Below are 15,802 nucleotides of genomic sequence, written 5' to 3'. Positions count from 1 at the left end.
GCGAGCCTGCTCGCGATGGCTGACTATCAGGCGACATAGCCAGTGAATGTGCCGGTGAATCAGGTCTTGGGCAACGGTGCAAACAACGCTTCGATATCGCTCTGCTCAAGCTTCCACCCACCCGTCGCGCCGCCATCCAGCAGACTGCCCGCCAACGCGGCCTTATCCTCCTGAAGCGCCTGTATCTTCTCTTCCACCGTGCCTCGGGCAATCAGCTTGTAGACGAACACTGGCTTGTTTTGACCGATCCGATAAGCCCGGTCGGTCGCCTGATTTTCCACCGCTGGGTTCCACCACGGATCGAAGTGAATCACCGTGTCGGCAGCCGTCAGATTGAGCCCCGTACCGCCGGCCTTGAGGCTGATTAGAAACAGCGACACCTTGCCACTCTGAAATTCCCTCACCGGGGTGCGGCGATCCGTGGTGGATCCGGTCAGTAAGGAATAGGTCAGGCTGCGCTTTTGCAGTTCCTCCTCGATCAGGGACAGCATCGAGGTGAACTGGGAAAACAGCAGAATCTTGCGCCCTTCGCTGAGCAACTCTTCAAGCATCTCCATTAAACTGATCAACTTGCCGCTGCCGGAACGTAGCGCTTTGGCGGTCTGTACGGTATTGAGCAGCCGCAGGTCGCAGCAGACCTGGCGTAACTTGAGCAACGCGTCGAGAATGATAATCTGGCTACGGGCCACGCCGCTGCGAGCGATTTCGTCGCGCACTTTCCTGTCCATGGCCACACGCACGGCTTCATAGACATCCCGCTGTCCGTCACTGAGGTCGACCCAATGGACGATTTCAGTCTTGGGTGGCAGCTCAGTAGCGACTTGTTCTTTTTTACGCCGCAGTAGAAATGGTTTTATTCGCGCCGTCAGATGGTGCATTCGCTCGCTGTTGCCATGTTTTTCGATCGGCGTCCGGTAGTCTCGGTTGAAGCTTTTGTTATCCCCCAACCAGCCGGGCAGGAGGAAATGAAACAGCGACCAGAGTTCGCCCAAGTGATTTTCCAGGGGCGTACCGGACAGGCACAAGCGCTGCCGGGCATTGAGTTCGCGAGCAGCCTGGGCGGCCTTGCTGGTGGGATTCTTGATGTTCTGCGCTTCATCGAGAATCAGCACACTCCAGGCCTGGGGTTTCAGCGCCTCCAGATCCCGCGGCAACAAGGCATAAGTCGTCAGAATCAGGTCGTACTGTGCAAGGCTGGCGAAATCTTTTTGCCGGGCTGCACCATGAAGCGCCACGACGTTGAGCTGCGGCGTGAAGCGTGCCGCTTCGTCGAGCCAGTTGGGAATCAGACTGGTGGGCATGACTGCAAGCGCCGGGACATCCAGGCGCCCGGCCTGCTTCTCACAAAGCAGGTGAGCCAGGGTCTGCAAGGTTTTACCCAAGCCCATGTCATCGCCCAGGATGCCGCCGACTTCCAGCTCGCGCAGGGTCTGCATCCAATTGAACCCTTCCAGTTGATAAGGTCGCAGGGTGGCTTTGAGCCCCATCGGCGCCGGGACATGAGCATGAGTCGACTCGTGTAATCGCTTGGCGAACGTACGCAACCGCTCCCCGCCTTGCCAGGTCAATGGCACGCTTTCAAGCACATTCAACCTGGCCGCATCAAAGGCATTCAACCGTATCGAGTCACCCCGGTGCTCCTTCATGTACAACTCACCAAGCGTTGCCATCAGCGGCTTGACCCGCCCATATGGCAACGCGACCTTCACACCAGGACCCGCCCCGAACTTTCCGCCGTTGAGATCGAGCAACATCAACTCTTCATCACCACGCCGATCAAGGTTGTCCGGATCCATCATCTCGGGGCTTGAGCGGAGCAGATGAAGCAAGATCGGCAGCAGGCTGTGCCGTTTTCCATCCACGACAATGCCCAGTTGTAAATCGAACCACTCTCGACCGGGAGACTCCTCGATGTCGGCGTACAACTGCTCCACCGGTTGCAGATCGAAATGAAAACCCGCTTCGATATCGATCTGCCAATTGGCGGCACGCAATCGCGGCAGGCCTTTGTCCATGAAGGCCAACCAGGCGTGGTCATCCGCCATTTGAAATAGCTCACCCCCGATGTCCGCCAGCGCAAGGCTCTTGCGACTGGTTTTCTTGAAACCTACCTTACGCAGAACGGTGCGAAAGGCTTGCTCGACATCCGGTTTACGCTGAATGCGCAAAATTTCGGTTCCGGACAGGATCGACAGTTCGGTGGATGCTTTGTCGTCCGCCACATGACCATCATAAATAAAGGTCAGTGCCGCGCGATGTTCTGGAACAGATTTCCAGTGCCGGAAGGTGATTGCACTTCCCAACGTCAACAACGCTCGCGGTTCAACACCTTCGATGATGCGCTCAGTCAGTTCTTTCGGCGGCGGGATAGGTCGGTCGACAGCGTTGATCCTATGGCTGAAAAGCACAACATCCCGAGCGGGTACCTCCGGCGCACGGCATAAATGGCACGCCAATTTGTCGTCCACTTCATAGGACAGCCGGCCAAGTTCCCTGCGCGATAAATCCAGATAATGAAGCGGCTCAAGCACCAGGAGGTTATCCAGTACCTGATCGCCACTGCGCCACCGAGACCGATAGTTGCCATTGGCCTGCTCAGCCCAGAAAAACTGCGCATTTTTTAGCGGACCTGCGCCCAATGGCTGCGGCGGGTCGAAATCCAGGAACAAGCGCGAGGACTTTAATGCCAGCGCCAGCACTTCGGCGCCGCTGCGACCTTGCAACGGAAAGCTGTTCTGGCTGTGATAATGCTGACTGCTGATAAGCGACTGGCCAATTTGCTTGTCGACGTCGGACATATAATTCGGAGAACGATTCAGCATGTCCGTCAGTTGGCCAAACGCTTTCAGATCCTTCAGGGAACCATCATCGAGCTGGCGCCCCTTGAAGAGTTCCAAAATCCACTGCCCTATGTGCGTCTTCTTGAGTTTGTAGAAGATCCGGACATCGGCGTCTTTTTTGCTCGGTAGCGAATCGGCGTCCCACTCGGGAATACCCTTGATCCAGGTTTCAAGTTCAGAACTCAGGCGCTCGCTGGCGGAGCCGGCCTCCAGCGCTTGCGGATTCCACATCAAATGGAACATGACGGCAGCGCAGTGCTTGCAGCTGTTACCGACCGGGCACGAACATTCGTAACGAACGCCGTCGTAGCCCCGATAACGAGTGAGCTCGATCACCTGCTGATAGACATTATCGCCGCCACCCTCGCATTCGGCGTGAATCGATTGCTCGTCTATCCGCAGTATCCGTACTCGGTCTCTCTCGGCGTAGTCGAACCCGCGCTGAAGGTAACTCTGATGGAAGTCTTCTCCCCAATCCGTCTCAAGAAGCACCTCAATTGGCTGGGTCATGGGCACCGCCGAGCATTACGCATATCAGTCACGACACTTCCTCAATCAACCAGCTGGGCAGCCCTCAGCGCGCCGAGCGCCGCCAGCCAGCGAGGGTCCTGACGGTATTCAGTGGAGGCACAGGCCTGGCCGCGCATGCGGGCGATCCGTGCCGAAGGCTTGACCTTCAGGCGCTGGGCAGCGCTCAAGGCCAACTCCGCGGCAGCACGGTCATTGCACACCAAGCCCATGTCGCAACCCGCCGTCAAAGCAGCCTCGATACGACTGGCAGCATCACCGACCACATGAGCCCCGGCCATCGACAGGTCATCACTGAAGATCACGCCATCGAATTGCAACTCGCCGCGCAGGATGTCCTGCAGCCAGCGGCGGGAAAACCCGGCTGGATTGGGGTCAACCTGCGGGTAGATGACATGGGCCGGCATGACGGCGGCCAGTTGTTTGCTCAGCCTGGCAAACGGCACCAGGTCGTTGGCGCGAATCTGCTCCAGGCTGCGCTCATCGTTCGGAATCGCCACGTGGGAATCGGCCTCGGCCCAGCCATGCCCCGGAAAATGCTTGCCAGTGGCGGCCATCCCGGCGGCGTTCATGCCGCGGATGAAGGCACCGGCCAATAACGCAGCGCGTTCGGGGTCACCCTCGAAGGAACGACTGCCGACGACGGCGCTGCGCTGGTAATCGAGGTCCAGCACCGGGGCAAAGCTCAAGTCGAGACCGACCGCCAGCACTTCTGTGGCCATGATCCAGCCGCACTGCTCGGCGAGGTACTCGGCGTTCGGGTTATCGGCTATCGCCCGCATCGCCGGCAACCGCACAAAACCCTGGCGCAGCCGCTGGACACGACCACCTTCCTGATCCACCGCCAATAAAAGGTCAGGGCGGATGGCGCGGATCGACGCGCTCAACTCACGCACCTGACGTGGATGCTCGATATTGCGGGCAAAGATGATCAGCCCGCCTACCTCAGGCTGGCGCAACAGGTGGCGATCTTCGGCCGTCAGCCAGGTACCGGCGACGTCCACCATCAACGAGCCTTGCAGGCCAGCAGTCATAGCATTTCCTTAATAACGATGAACCCGCGCGACAACACAGGCACGACCTCACCGCTGGGCCCAAGGCCCGGCAGGTCGCGGTCATGCAACAAAAAATGGAACGGGTTCGAAACGAGAGTCGGCATGGGCGGCTAGCTTAGCGGATGTAGGCAGCCGCGCCCACCCATGCACTTACGCCTTGGCCAGCGCCGGCGTCGATTTACTGCGCGGACGCAATTGCGCGACAGCCATGGCTTCATCGGTGACGCCACTTTCGGCGCGCATGCCGGCTGCCAGGAACGGCACCATCAGGCGCATCACCTGTTCGATCGAGGTGTTCACGCCAAAGTCGGTTTCAGCAATGGCGCGCAACGCCTTGATACCGGACATGCTGAACGCCGCGGCGCCGAGCATGAAATGCACTCGCCAGAACAACTCGATGGGCGGAATACGCGGTGCGGCTTCGTTGACCAGCAGCATGTAGCGCCGGAAAACCTTGCCGTACATGTCTTCCAGGTAACGTCGCAGGTGGCCCTGGCTCTGACTGAAAGCAAGGCCCAACAGGCGCATGAAAATGGAAAGGTCGTTACCGCTGCGCGGTTGCACGACAAGGGCTTGCTCGACCAGGATTTCCAGTAGCTCTTCCAGGGTCGGCTTGACGTCAGGCTTGGCCTGCCGGCGCTCCAGTTCGCGATCGAGGCTGAGGCAGAAAGGCCCGAGGAATCGCGAGAATACCGCCTGGATCAGGGCCTTTTTCGAGCCGAAATGATAGTTCACCGCCGCCAGGTTCACCCCGGCCTTGCTGGTGATCAGACGCAACGAGGTTTCAGCGAAACCTTTTTCCGCGAACAACTGCTCGGCAGCATCGAGAATGCGTTCAACGGTTTCCGACTGGGCCATGGTTACTCCGCCTGACAAACACTTGTTTGAAACATACGTTTCAGCCTAGGGGTTGTCAAGCCTGCCGGGGCGTTTTGCGAACGCCCGGTCACGTATTTAACCACACCTTTTCACGGGTGGTAGCCATGTCGCATCCAACAGCCTGACCGACCGTCCAGCGGCCGGTGAAAAAAGGAGGATTGCCAAGCGCCGCCCACTGTATATAATCCCAGTCACTGTATAAAAAGACAGAGCGATCAATATGCTAAAGCTGACGCCACGCCAAGCAGAGATTCTGGCCTTCATCAAACGCTGCCTCGAAGACAACGGCTACCCGCCAACCCGCGCGGAAATCGCCCAGGAACTGGGTTTCAAGTCGCCCAACGCGGCTGAAGAACACCTCAAGGCGCTGGCGCGCAAGGGTGCTATCGAAATGACCCCGGGCGCATCCCGTGGCATTCGCATCCCCGGCTTCGAAGCCAAGGCCGACGAAACCACCCTGCCGATCATCGGCCGGGTAGCGGCAGGCGCACCGATCCTGGCCCAGCAGCATGTCGAGGAGTCCTGCAACATCAATCCTTCGTTCTTCCATCCTCGGGCCGACTACCTGCTTCGTGTACACGGCATGAGCATGAAGGACATCGGCATCTTCGACGGTGACCTCCTGGCCGTGCACACCACCCGCGAAGCCCGCAATGGCCAGATCGTGGTGGCGCGAATCGGCGACGATGTGACCGTCAAGCGCTTCAAGCGCGACGGCAGCAAGGTCTGGCTCATCGCCGAGAACCCGGAGTTCGCGCCCATCGAAGTGAATCTGAAAGATCAGGACCTGGTCATCGAAGGCTTGAGCGTCGGCGTCATTCGCCGCTAAAGGAGGCTTTATGCAGTTCCCTCACACACCACAACACACACAACTTCCGCTGTTCGAGGCATTTATGGCCCAACCGCTGGTTCCAGTCCTGAAAGAGGTCATCGAGTCGCCCTGGGGCGTCGAGCCCGAGGCTTTCAGCGAACTGTCGTTACGTGGTGCGGCTGGAAACTGCCTGAACCTGCTGGCGCCGATTCTGCGAGAACTCAGCCAGGACCAGGATGCTCGCTGGCTGACGCTGATCGCACCACCGGCCAGCGTCACCCAGGCCTGGCTGCGGGATGCCGGCCTGAACCGCGAACGCATCCTGTTGTTGCAGCCGCGGGGCACCCAAAGCGCCCAACAGTTGACCTGCGAAGCCTTGCGCCTGGGCCGCAGCCACACCGTGGTCAGCTGGCTCAACCCGTTGACCGCCACCGCACGGCAACAGTTGATCAGCGCCGCCCGTACCGGGGACGCACAAAGTCTGAACATTCGATTGGGCTAAGACAAACGCGGGGCTTCTCCAAGGCAGAGAAGCCGACCAGCCACACTATCCAAAAAAGCCGACAGACGGGATCAATGAAGAACCCGCGGCCCCTCTTCCTTGTTGAATTCGCCTTCAACCAGGCGACCTGCCATCTGAACGCCCACGCTCAGCATCGCCTTGGCGACTTCGACGTGTTGGCCCTGGAGGAATACCTTGGCATCTTCGGAGAAGTTCAGGGTAACCAGAGAACCCTCGTCCTCAGCCCTGCGCAGCTCGATGCGGCCATCAGGAAGTTCGACAATTTCTAGAAAGGACGTAGGCATAAAAGTCTGTTCTCCACGAAAGGCGAGGATTATATAGTCATCGGCCAGGCTCCGCTCGGGATCTTGACCAAGCGTTATCAACGAACGTAACGGGCCGAGAGGAAACTCAGCACTCGTTCAAACCTTCACGAAAGCGTATCGCCAGGCTCTTGAGGTTCTGACGCCAACTCTCCAGCTCCTCCCGGCTCAACTCCTGCTCGGGTTCTTGTTCGTCCAGATTGACCGCCACGATCAACGGCTGGGTCACGTCCCCCTTGGGCTTGCGCGGGGCACGTGGCGGTTCGAACAGCGCCGCATGGGCCGCCAATAGCTTCGCCAGCCAGGTTTCCGGGTTGTGCGCCAGCTCGACCATTTCGGCCAATTCCGGGATAGCAATGGTTTCCAGCACTTCGCGGGTCAACAACAGCTCGGCCCGCGGTGCATTCGCTTGAGGCAGGCGATAGAAACCGGCGATTTCATGGCACAACCCCAACAATGCACCGTACAGGTGAAACAGCACGGATTCGCGCCCTGCCTGGAGCAGCGCCGGGGAATTCATCGCACGTCCGTCCTCGGCCCTGGTAAGCGCCTCGAGCGACAGACCGGCGAAATAGATTTTCTGATTGGTGCGGGTATAGAGTTCGTGGGCCATGGCGGCATCTCCCCAACGAAATGAAAGCTTCACGCAAGTGCGACAGTGTCATGGATCAACCGAGGCCACTGCAAGCCAAAAACAAAAAGGCCGCATGAAAACCTATGGGTTGTCATGCGGCCTTTTGTTCACATGGGACTTATTGGGACGGCTGCGCCCGAAACGTCGGACCGGTCCAGCGGGAGCAAGCGCCCTCGCCACAGCAAGTCCCTTTGTCACACGCGAGTGCTGCCATCAACTCTTGTCTTGCACCGTCCACTTACCGCCGTCGTAAAAGGCTTTCCAGCCGGTCGGCTTGCCGTCGACTTCGGTCTGCACGTATTGCTCCTTGGTCTTGCGGCTGTAGCGAATGACCGCTGGGCGCCCTTCCGGATCCTTCTGCGGCGCTTCGCAGAGGAAATGGTACTTGGGATCGATCTCGTCCTTGTGCGGCACGATTTCCATCACCAACGGTGCACGGGTCTCACGGTTTTTCGGGAACTGGCTGGCCGCCAGGAACAGGCCGGAAGCACCGTCGCGCAGGATGTAGGTGTCGTTGACCTTCTCGCACTTGAGCTCAGGCATCTTCACCGGGTCCATCTTCGGCGGCGCCGCGTCACCGCTCTTGAGCAGTTTGCGGGTGTTCTTGCAGGTCGGGTTGGTGCAACCGAAGAACTTGCCGAAACGGCCGGTCTTGAGCTGCATCTCGCTGCCACACTTGTCGCACTCCAGGCTCGGACCTTCGTAGCCCTTGATGCGATAAGTGCCCTCTTCGATCTCGTAGCCAGCACAGTCCGGATTGTTACCGCAGATGTGCAGCTTGCGCTTTTCATCCAGCAGGTAGGCGTCCATCGCCGTGCTGCAGATCGGGCAGCGATGCTTGCCACGCAGCACCAGGGATTCCGATTCACCCTCGTCGTCCGCGGCGATTTCGTCACCCGGCACCAGATTGACCGTCGCCTTGCAGCGCTCCTTGGGTGGCAGGCTGTAGCCCGAGCAACCGAGGAACACGCCGGTCGAGGCGGTACGGATTTGCATCGGGCGCCCGCAGGTCAGGCACGGGATATCGGTCATGACCGGCTGGTTGGCGCGCATGCCGCTGTCAGGGCTTTCGGCCACTTCGAGCTTTTTCTTGAAGTCGCCGTAGAACTCGTCGAGAACGTTTTTCCAGTCGCGCTCGCCCTGGGCCACATCGTCGAGGTTCTCTTCCATACCGGCGGTGAAGCCGTAGTCCATCAGGTTCGAGAAGCTCTCGGACAAACGCTCGGTAACGATGTCACCCATCTTTTCCGAATAGAAACGACGGTTGTGCAGCGCCACATAGCCGCGGTCCTGGATGGTGGAGATGATCGCTGCGTAGGTCGAAGGACGACCGATGCCGCGCTTTTCCATTTCCTTGACCAGGCTGGCTTCGGAGTAACGAGCCGGTGGCTTGGTGAAATGCTGGGTCGGATCAAGCTTGATCAGCTTCATCACGTCGCCCTGGGCCATGTCCGGCAGGACGTCGTCATCCCCAGGCTTGGTGATCTGCGGCATGACGCGGGTATAGCCGTCGAACTTCAGGATGCGGCCCTTGGCGCGCAGCTCGAAGTCGCCGGCACCGACGCTGACCGTGGTCGACAGGTATTGCGCCGGCAGCATCTGGCAGGCCAGGAACTGGCGCCAGATCAGCTCGTAGAGACGCTCGGCATCGCGCTCCATGCCCGACAGCTTGCTTGGCTCGGTGTTGGCATCGGACGGACGAATCGCTTCGTGAGCCTCCTGTGCGCCTTCCTTGCTGCTGTAGACGTTCGGCGTGTCCGGCAGGTACTTCTTGCCGAACTCGCTTTCTATATAAGTGCGTGCCATCGCCACGGCATCGACCGAAAGATTGGTCGAGTCGGTACGCATGTAAGTGATGTAGCCGGCTTCGTACAGACGCTGGGCCATCATCATGGTTTTCTTCACGCCAAAGCCCAGGCGATTGCTCGCGGCCTGTTGCAACGTGGAGGTGATGAACGGCGCCGACGGCTTGCTGCTGGTCGGCTTGTCTTCGCGCTTGACGATGCTGTAGCTGGAAGCCTTGAGCTTCTCCAGCGCGGCCATGGCCTGGGCTTCGTTGAGCGGCTTGAAGGCCTCGCCCTTCTCCCGGGCCACGTCGAAGCGCACGGTAGCGCCCTTGGCGGTGCCGAGGTCGGCGTGGACTTCCCAGTACTCTTCAGGGATGAACGCACGGATCTCCCGCTCGCGCTCCACCACCAGCTTCACGGCGACCGACTGCACGCGACCGGCCGACAGGCCGCGGGCGATCTTGGCCCACAGCAGGGGCGAGACCATGTAGCCCACCACGCGATCGAGGAAGCGACGCGCCTGTTGAGCGTTGACCCGATCGATATCCAGCTCGCCCGGCTGGGAGAAGGCTTCCTGGATGGCCTTCTTGGTAATTTCGTTGAACACCACGCGCTTGTAGCGGCTGTCATCCCCACCAATGGCTTCGCGCAGGTGCCAGGCAATGGCTTCCCCTTCGCGGTCCAAGTCCGTCGCGAGATAGATGGTGTCGGCATCCTTGGCGAGCCGGCGCAGCTCTTCGATGACCTTTTCCTTGCCCGGGAGGATCTCGTACTTGGCTTTCCAGCCGTGTTCCGGATCGACCCCCATGCGTGAGACCAGCTGCTTGCGCGCCTTGTCTTTCGGCGACAGCGCCGGCGCTTCACCGGCAGCAGCCTTGCCGCGCTTGGCGGCTGGCTCCTTGCTGGCGCTAGCCGAACCGCTGGTGGGCAGGTCTCGGATATGGCCGATACTCGACTTCACCACGTATTGGTCGCCCAGATACTTGTTGATGGTCTTGGCCTTAGCCGGGGATTCCACAATGACCAGCGATTTGCCCATGGATCAGAAAATTCCTGAATTCTAAAAAGTGAAAGGCGGTTGGCGCCTGACGCGGCACCGCTATATATAGTGGCTGCAAGGTGAGGTCAAGCGCAGGGTTGCCCGCTTACCGGCCTCAAGGCTTGGAAAAAATGCTCTCCTCGGCCTGCACCAAAGCAAAGCGTGGCACCTGTTCGCCGTCAACCTCGACGGACTCCTCGAACATGCTCAAGGGACGCACCCAAAAGCCGTAATCGCCATACAGGGCTTGATAGAAGACCACTTCTTCCTCGGTCTCGGAATGCCGCGCGATGCTGAATACGCGGTACTGCGGACCTTTGTAATGCTGGTAGAGCCCAGGTTGTATCGGCATGCTTTGGCCCTCACTCAAATTTTTTCAAAATAAAAACAAAATCTTTTTTTACTAAACCCGAAAAAACAAAAACCGGGGCACTTGGCCCCGGCTTCCATCAACGCAACGCTTAGACGCGTTCGAAGACAGTGGCAATGCCCTGGCCGAGGCCAATGCACATGGTGGACACACCAAAGGTGCCGCCATTCTGCTTCATGACGTTGAGCAGCGTGCCGGAGATACGCGCACCGGAGCAACCGAACGGGTGACCCAGGGCGATCGCGCCGCCGTGCAGGTTAACCTTCTCGTTCATCTTGTCGAGCACTTTCAAATCTTTCAGCACTGGCAGGGCCTGTGCGGCGAAAGCTTCGTTGAGTTCGAAGAAGTCGATATCGGCAATACCCAGGCCTGCGCGCTTCAAGGCTTTCTGCGTGGCCGGTACTGGACCATAGCCCATGATCGCCGGATCCACACCCGCCACGGCCATCGAACGAATCACCGCCATCGGCTGGATACCCAGGTCCTGGGCACGTTGGGCCGACATCACGATCATGCACGAGGCACCATCGGTGATCTGCGACGAGGTACCGGCTGTCACGGTGCCGCCCTTCGGATTGAATGCCGGCTTGAGGGCCGCCAGGCTTTCCAGGGTGGTTTCCGGACGAATGGTTTCGTCGAAGTCGAACAGCTTCAGGAAACCGTTCTCGTCGTAGCCCTGCATCGGGATGATCTCATCCTTGAACTTGCCTTCCACGGTCGCCTTGTGGGCGAGCTGGTGGGAGCGCACGCCAAAGGCGTCCTGCTGTTCGCGGGTGATGCCGTGCATTTTGCCAAGCATTTCCGCTGTCAGGCCCATCATGCCCGAGGCTTTCGCCGCGTACAGCGACATGTGCGGGTTCGGATCGACGCCGTGCATCATGCTCACGTGGCCCATGTGCTCGACACCACCGACGACGAACACGTCACCGTTGCCGGTCATGATCGCCTGGGCGGCGGTGTGCAGTGCGCTCATGGACGAACCGCACAGGCGGCTGACGGTCTGGCCCGCCGCCGTGTGAGGAATCTGGGTCATCAGCGAGGCCATGCGGGCGATGTTCCAGCCCTGCTCCAGGGTCTGGTTCACACAGCCCCAGATCACGTCTTCGACTTCGTTGGGGTCGACCTTGACGTTGCGCTCCAGCAGTTTGCTGATCAGGTGCGCCGACATGTCTTCGGCGCGGGTGTTGCGGTGCATGCCGCCCTTGGAGCGGCCCATCGGCGTACGACCGAAGTCGACAATCACGACGTCTCTAGGATTCAAGCTCATAAATGTTCTCTCGCTCTAGTCGTTGGGCGCTTAACCGAAGAAGCTCTGGCCGTTCTTGGCCATTTCACGCAGCTTCGCGGTCGGGTGGTACAGCGCGCCCAAATCAGCGTACTGGTCAGCCAGGGCAACGAACTCGGCGACACCGATCGAATCGATGTAGCGCAGCGCACCGCCACGGAATGGAGGGAAACCGATACCGTAGACCAGACCCATGTCGGCTTCGGCGGCGGTTTCGACAATGCCGTCTTCCAGGCAACGCACGGTTTCGAGGCACAGCGGGATCATCATCCAGTTGATGATGTCCTCGTCGGTGACTTCGCGCTGCTCGTAGACGATCGGCTTGAGCACTTCCAGAACCGACGAGTCGGCAACTTTCTTCTGCTTGCCGCGCTTGTCGGTCTCATAGGCGTAGAAGCCCTTGCCGTTCTTCTGGCCCAGGCGCTTGGCTTCGTAGAGCACGTCGACGGCCGAACGACGGTCGTCCTTCATGCGGTCCGGGAAGCCTTCGGCCATGACGTCGCGACCGTGGTGGCCGGTGTCGATGCCGACCACGTCCATCAGGTACGCCGGGCCCATCGGCCAGCCGAATTTTTCCATGATCTTGTCGATGCGCACGAAGTCCACACCGGCGCTGACCAGCTTGGCGAAACCGCCAAAGTACGGGAACAGCACGCGATTGACCAAAAAGCCCGGGCAGTCGTTGACGACGATCGGGTTCTTGCCCATTTTCTTGGCGTAGGCCACGGTGGTAGCAACGGCGTGTTCGCTGGACTTCTCGCCACGGATCACTTCCACCAGCGGCATCATGTGCACCGGGTTGAAGAAGTGCATGCCGACGAAGTTCTCCGGACGCTTGAGGGCCTTGGCCAGCAGCGAAATGGAGATGGTCGAGGTGTTCGAGGCCAGGATGGTGTCCTCTTTGACCTTGTCTTCGACTTCAGCCAGTACCGCCTGCTTGACCTTCGGGTTCTCGACAACGGCTTCAACCACCAGGTCGACATGGCCGAAATCGCCGTAGGACAGGGTCGGACGAATGCCGTTGAGCACTTCGGCCATCTTCGCAGCGGTCATGCGACCTTTGTCGACACGGCCGACCAGCAGCTTGGCGGCTTCGGCCAGGCCTTGCTCGATCCCGTGTTCGTTGATGTCCTTCATCAGGATCGGCGTACCTTTGGACGCCGACTGGTAGGCGATACCGCCACCCATGATGCCGGCGCCGAGCACGGCGGCCTGCTTCACGTCACTGGCGATTTCGTCGTAGGCCTTGGCCTTTTTCTTCAGTTCCTGGTCATTGAGGAACAGACCGATCAGGCTTTGCGCAGCCGAGGTCTTGGCCAGCTTGACGAAGCCGGCGGCTTCGACTTCCAGAGCCTTGTCACGACCGAAGTTCGCGGCTTTCTGGATAGTCTTGATCGCTTCGACCGGCGCTGGGTAGTTCGGGCCTGCCTGACCGGCCACGAAACCCTTGGCGGTTTCGAAGGCCATCATTTGTTCGATGGCGTTGAGCTTGAGCTTTTCCAGCTTCGGCTGACGCTTGGCCTTGTAGTCGAACTCGCCGCTGATGGCGCGCTTGATGGTTTCAAGGGCCGCTTCCTGGAGCTTGCCAGGTTCGACCACGGCATCCACGGCACCGACCTTCAGCGCGTCTTCAGCACGGTTTTCCTTGCCGGCGGCAATCCACTCGATGGCGTTGTCGGCACCGATCAGGCGCGGCAGGCGCACGGTGCCGCCGAAGCCTGGGTAGATGCCCAGCTTGACTTCCGGCAGGCCGATCTTGGCCGTGGTGGACATGACGCGGTAATCCGCCGCCAGGCACATTTCCAGGCCGCCACCCAGGGCGATGCCGTTGATGGCCACGACGGTCGGTACGTTGAGGTCTTCGAAGTCGCTGAAAATACGGTTGGCTTCGAGGTTGCCAGCGATCAGTTCGGCATCGGGCAGCTTGAAGTTGTCGACGAATTCGGTGATGTCGGCACCGACGATGAACACGTCCTTGCCGCTGCTGACGATCACACCCTTGATCGAAGCATCTGCCTTGATAGTGTCCACGGCCTGACGCAATTCATTCAGGGTTAGACGGTTGAACTTGTTGACGGACTCACCCTTGAGGTCGAATTTCAATTCGACGATGCCACTTTCAAGAGCCTTAACCGTGATGGCTTTACCTTCGTAAATCATCAACTGATCTCCACGATATGGAAGCTGAACAGTACACGTTGAACGCTGACCACTGGTTCGGCATTGACGTTTACCGTCGATGCTACGCCAATCCGCCAGGCACACCCGTCAACGCGATAGTCGGGGTCTGTAGGAGCATTCTGAAAATACAAACGCTCAATTCATACGCCCGTTTGATTTGGGTACGTCACCTTCACGGAATTTCCGACAATTGTCAATCGCCCTAAACATAGGCGTGAACGCGACTTCTCGGTCATTTCCGTACCGTACGGATCCGCAACACGGCGCCGCATGAGCAGCTATTCATAGGATCAATAATTAGAAAAATCGCCCTAATTCCAGACATATCGGATCCAGCCGTCTACGCTGTCGGGACGCGATTGAAAATTGGGAACAAAGGACGTTACGAACGCACGTCCTGACACGAGATTGATTACCGGCCTGCCTGGCCAACCCGCCCGATGAGACTGTCGGGCTTTTTTATGCCTCAGGCCAGCGCCTTGAGCACCGCGCAAATATCTTGCAAAACAGTCGCTTCGCCCTTCTCGCCCCAGTACAAGGCGATCATTTGCCGATCGGCTTCGACCTTGTAGACGTTGGCCGGCAATTTTTCGAAATGATTGAGCAGGGACTCATCCTGGCAGACTTCTCGCCACTGGTTGACCCAGACGCCTGGCGCAGTCTGCCAATAGCTCCAGACCGCCGGTTCCTTGCCACGCCGGGGCCGGTGGTACTGGGCGCAGGGGTTTGGCGGCTGCTGGCCGAGCCAGTGCGGCCACTCCTGCGGCGCCAGCTGCATGGCCAGGCCCAGGCGTCGTGCTTCCATGCGCAGGGCCATGCGACCGCTCTGAACACGGGACGGACGCAACCATGCCAGTGGACTTAACACCACCAACAGGATTGACACCACTATCCAGACCGTCATATTCGTACTCCCGAATTCTGATGAGCCCATTGAGCCACGTCGCCGTCAATGCGCTTGAAACCAGCCATACTTACCGTATCGCAATTCTCTGGAGTGCTTTCCATGTACTACGAACACGTTCTGGTCGCCGTCGACCTCACTGAAGAATGCGATCCGGTCGTCAAGCGCGCCCTCGCCCTTTGCGAAAGCCGGGACACCAAGCTGTCGCTGGTGCATATCGTCGAACCGATGGCCATGGCCTTCGGCGGCGACGTGCCCATGGACCTTTCCCAATTGCAGCAGCAGCAATTCGACCAGGCCAAGGAACGCCTTGACCGACTGATCGTGAAATACCCTGCCCTGAAGAAGGAATTCAGCCACCTGACCTACGGCCAGCCGCGCCAGGAGATCCATCACCTGGCCAAGGAACAGGGCTGCGACCTGATTGTGGTCGGCAGCCATGGTCGCCACGGCCTGGCGCTGTTGCTGGGCTCGACCGCCAACGACGTGCTGCATGGCGCGCCTTGCGATGTGCTGGCGGTACATCTGGTCAAGCGCACATAACCCCAGACCCTGACCTTGTGGGAGCAAGCTTTGCTCCCACAGGCTCACCCCTACAGGGGAATAGCGTCTCAAATAGAAATCCCGGCGTTCATTGCTGAATTCCGGGATTTTTTTTCAACAG

Annotated in this window: 13 protein-coding genes; 3 read left to right on the top strand and 10 right to left on the bottom strand. The window is 59.2% G+C overall.

What is annotated here, in order from left to right:
* Window positions 1–59: 59 nt before the first annotated feature.
* From KI235_RS09545 to KI235_RS09535, 3 genes are all read right to left on the bottom strand, one after another.
* On the bottom strand, window positions 60–3,350 hold the full coding sequence (locus KI235_RS09545) for a DEAD/DEAH box helicase (RefSeq protein ID WP_013692623.1): 3,291 nt from the start codon (window positions 3,348–3,350) through the stop codon (window positions 60–62).
* A gap of 41 nt (window positions 3,351–3,391) precedes the next feature.
* Window positions 3,392–4,390, bottom strand: a complete 999-nt coding sequence (gene nagZ, locus KI235_RS09540) for a beta-N-acetylhexosaminidase (protein WP_172831549.1) — start codon at window positions 4,388–4,390, stop codon at window positions 3,392–3,394.
* Between the two features lie 183 nt (window positions 4,391–4,573).
* Window positions 4,574–5,281, bottom strand: coding sequence for a TetR/AcrR family transcriptional regulator (locus tag KI235_RS09535; protein WP_003199653.1), 708 nt, complete (start codon window positions 5,279–5,281; stop codon window positions 4,574–4,576).
* Between the two features lie 241 nt (window positions 5,282–5,522).
* Between KI235_RS09535 and lexA the strand changes: the two genes are divergently transcribed.
* Together lexA and sulA are read left to right on the top strand one after the other, a co-directional pair.
* Window positions 5,523–6,131: a transcriptional repressor LexA gene (gene lexA, locus KI235_RS09530; RefSeq protein ID WP_038858114.1), complete on the top strand. Its 609-nt coding sequence runs from the start codon at window positions 5,523–5,525 to the stop codon at window positions 6,129–6,131.
* A 10-nt stretch (window positions 6,132–6,141) separates the two neighbouring features.
* The gene (gene sulA / locus KI235_RS09525) at window positions 6,142–6,615 is read left to right on the top strand and encodes an SOS-induced cell division inhibitor SulA (protein ID WP_003199648.1); all 474 of its coding nucleotides are present in this window, start codon (window positions 6,142–6,144) and stop codon (window positions 6,613–6,615) included.
* A 71-nt stretch (window positions 6,616–6,686) separates the two neighbouring features.
* Here the strand turns inward: sulA and KI235_RS09520 are convergent, their stop codons facing one another.
* The 7 genes from KI235_RS09520 to KI235_RS09490 form a co-directional block, all read right to left on the bottom strand.
* Window positions 6,687–6,920, bottom strand: coding sequence for a hypothetical protein (locus KI235_RS09520; RefSeq protein WP_003183419.1), 234 nt, complete (start codon window positions 6,918–6,920; stop codon window positions 6,687–6,689).
* Window positions 6,921–7,026: 106 nt separating this feature from the next.
* Window positions 7,027–7,551: a DUF6586 family protein gene (locus KI235_RS09515; RefSeq protein ID WP_003199647.1), complete on the bottom strand. Its 525-nt coding sequence runs from the start codon at window positions 7,549–7,551 to the stop codon at window positions 7,027–7,029.
* A 234-nt stretch (window positions 7,552–7,785) separates the two neighbouring features.
* Window positions 7,786–10,398 (bottom strand): type I DNA topoisomerase, encoded by a 2,613-nt coding sequence (gene topA, locus KI235_RS09510; RefSeq protein ID WP_003199646.1) that lies wholly within the window; start codon window positions 10,396–10,398, stop codon window positions 7,786–7,788.
* 115 nt (window positions 10,399–10,513) lie between these two features.
* Window positions 10,514–10,750, bottom strand: a complete 237-nt coding sequence (locus KI235_RS09505; protein WP_003199644.1) for a DUF1653 domain-containing protein — start codon at window positions 10,748–10,750, stop codon at window positions 10,514–10,516.
* Between the two features lie 109 nt (window positions 10,751–10,859).
* Window positions 10,860–12,035 carry an acetyl-CoA C-acyltransferase FadA gene (gene fadA / locus KI235_RS09500; protein ID WP_003199643.1) on the bottom strand — a complete coding sequence of 392 codons (1,176 nt, stop codon included), beginning with the start codon at window positions 12,033–12,035 and terminating at the stop codon, window positions 10,860–10,862.
* Between the two features lie 30 nt (window positions 12,036–12,065).
* The gene (fadB, locus tag KI235_RS09495; protein WP_003199641.1) at window positions 12,066–14,213 is read right to left on the bottom strand and encodes a fatty acid oxidation complex subunit alpha FadB; all 2,148 of its coding nucleotides are present in this window, start codon (window positions 14,211–14,213) and stop codon (window positions 12,066–12,068) included.
* A 487-nt stretch (window positions 14,214–14,700) separates the two neighbouring features.
* The gene (locus KI235_RS09490; RefSeq protein ID WP_003199638.1) at window positions 14,701–15,138 is read right to left on the bottom strand and encodes a hypothetical protein; all 438 of its coding nucleotides are present in this window, start codon (window positions 15,136–15,138) and stop codon (window positions 14,701–14,703) included.
* Window positions 15,139–15,240: 102 nt separating this feature from the next.
* On the opposite strand from KI235_RS09490, the gene KI235_RS09485 reads away from it, so the two are divergent.
* On the top strand, window positions 15,241–15,681 hold the full coding sequence (locus KI235_RS09485) for a universal stress protein (protein ID WP_003199636.1): 441 nt from the start codon (window positions 15,241–15,243) through the stop codon (window positions 15,679–15,681).
* Window positions 15,682–15,802 lie beyond the last annotated feature (121 nt).

The sequence above is a fragment of the Pseudomonas sp. St386 genome (assembly GCF_018325865.1).
GTDB lineage: Bacteria > Pseudomonadota > Gammaproteobacteria > Pseudomonadales > Pseudomonadaceae > Aquipseudomonas > Aquipseudomonas brassicacearum.
Note: the sequence above shows the minus strand (reverse complement) of the source record. Positions and strands in the feature narration are given on the sequence as shown.

What these genes read in the sequence shown, in the direction of transcription:
- KI235_RS09515 (WP_003199647.1), bottom strand. Translation starts at nt 7,551, where the DNA reads ATGGCCCACGAACTCTATACCCGCACCAATCAGAAAATCTATTTCGCC.
- fadA (WP_003199643.1), bottom strand. Translation starts at nt 12,035, where the DNA reads ATGAGCTTGAATCCTAGAGACGTCGTGATTGTCGACTTCGGTCGTACG.
- KI235_RS09535 (WP_003199653.1), bottom strand. Translation starts at nt 5,281, where the DNA reads ATGGCCCAGTCGGAAACCGTTGAACGCATTCTCGATGCTGCCGAGCAG.
- KI235_RS09505 (WP_003199644.1), bottom strand. Translation starts at nt 10,750, where the DNA reads ATGCCGATACAACCTGGGCTCTACCAGCATTACAAAGGTCCGCAGTAC.
- KI235_RS09545 (WP_013692623.1), bottom strand. Translation starts at nt 3,350, where the DNA reads ATGACCCAGCCAATTGAGGTGCTTCTTGAGACGGATTGGGGAGAAGAC.
- lexA (WP_038858114.1), top strand. Translation starts at nt 5,523, where the DNA reads ATGCTAAAGCTGACGCCACGCCAAGCAGAGATTCTGGCCTTCATCAAA.
- topA (WP_003199646.1), bottom strand. Translation starts at nt 10,398, where the DNA reads ATGGGCAAATCGCTGGTCATTGTGGAATCCCCGGCTAAGGCCAAGACC.
- sulA (WP_003199648.1), top strand. Translation starts at nt 6,142, where the DNA reads ATGCAGTTCCCTCACACACCACAACACACACAACTTCCGCTGTTCGAG.
- KI235_RS09520 (WP_003183419.1), bottom strand. Translation starts at nt 6,920, where the DNA reads ATGCCTACGTCCTTTCTAGAAATTGTCGAACTTCCTGATGGCCGCATC.
- KI235_RS09490 (WP_003199638.1), bottom strand. Translation starts at nt 15,138, where the DNA reads ATGACGGTCTGGATAGTGGTGTCAATCCTGTTGGTGGTGTTAAGTCCA.
- fadB (WP_003199641.1), bottom strand. Translation starts at nt 14,213, where the DNA reads ATGATTTACGAAGGTAAAGCCATCACGGTTAAGGCTCTTGAAAGTGGC.
- KI235_RS09485 (WP_003199636.1), top strand. Translation starts at nt 15,241, where the DNA reads ATGTACTACGAACACGTTCTGGTCGCCGTCGACCTCACTGAAGAATGC.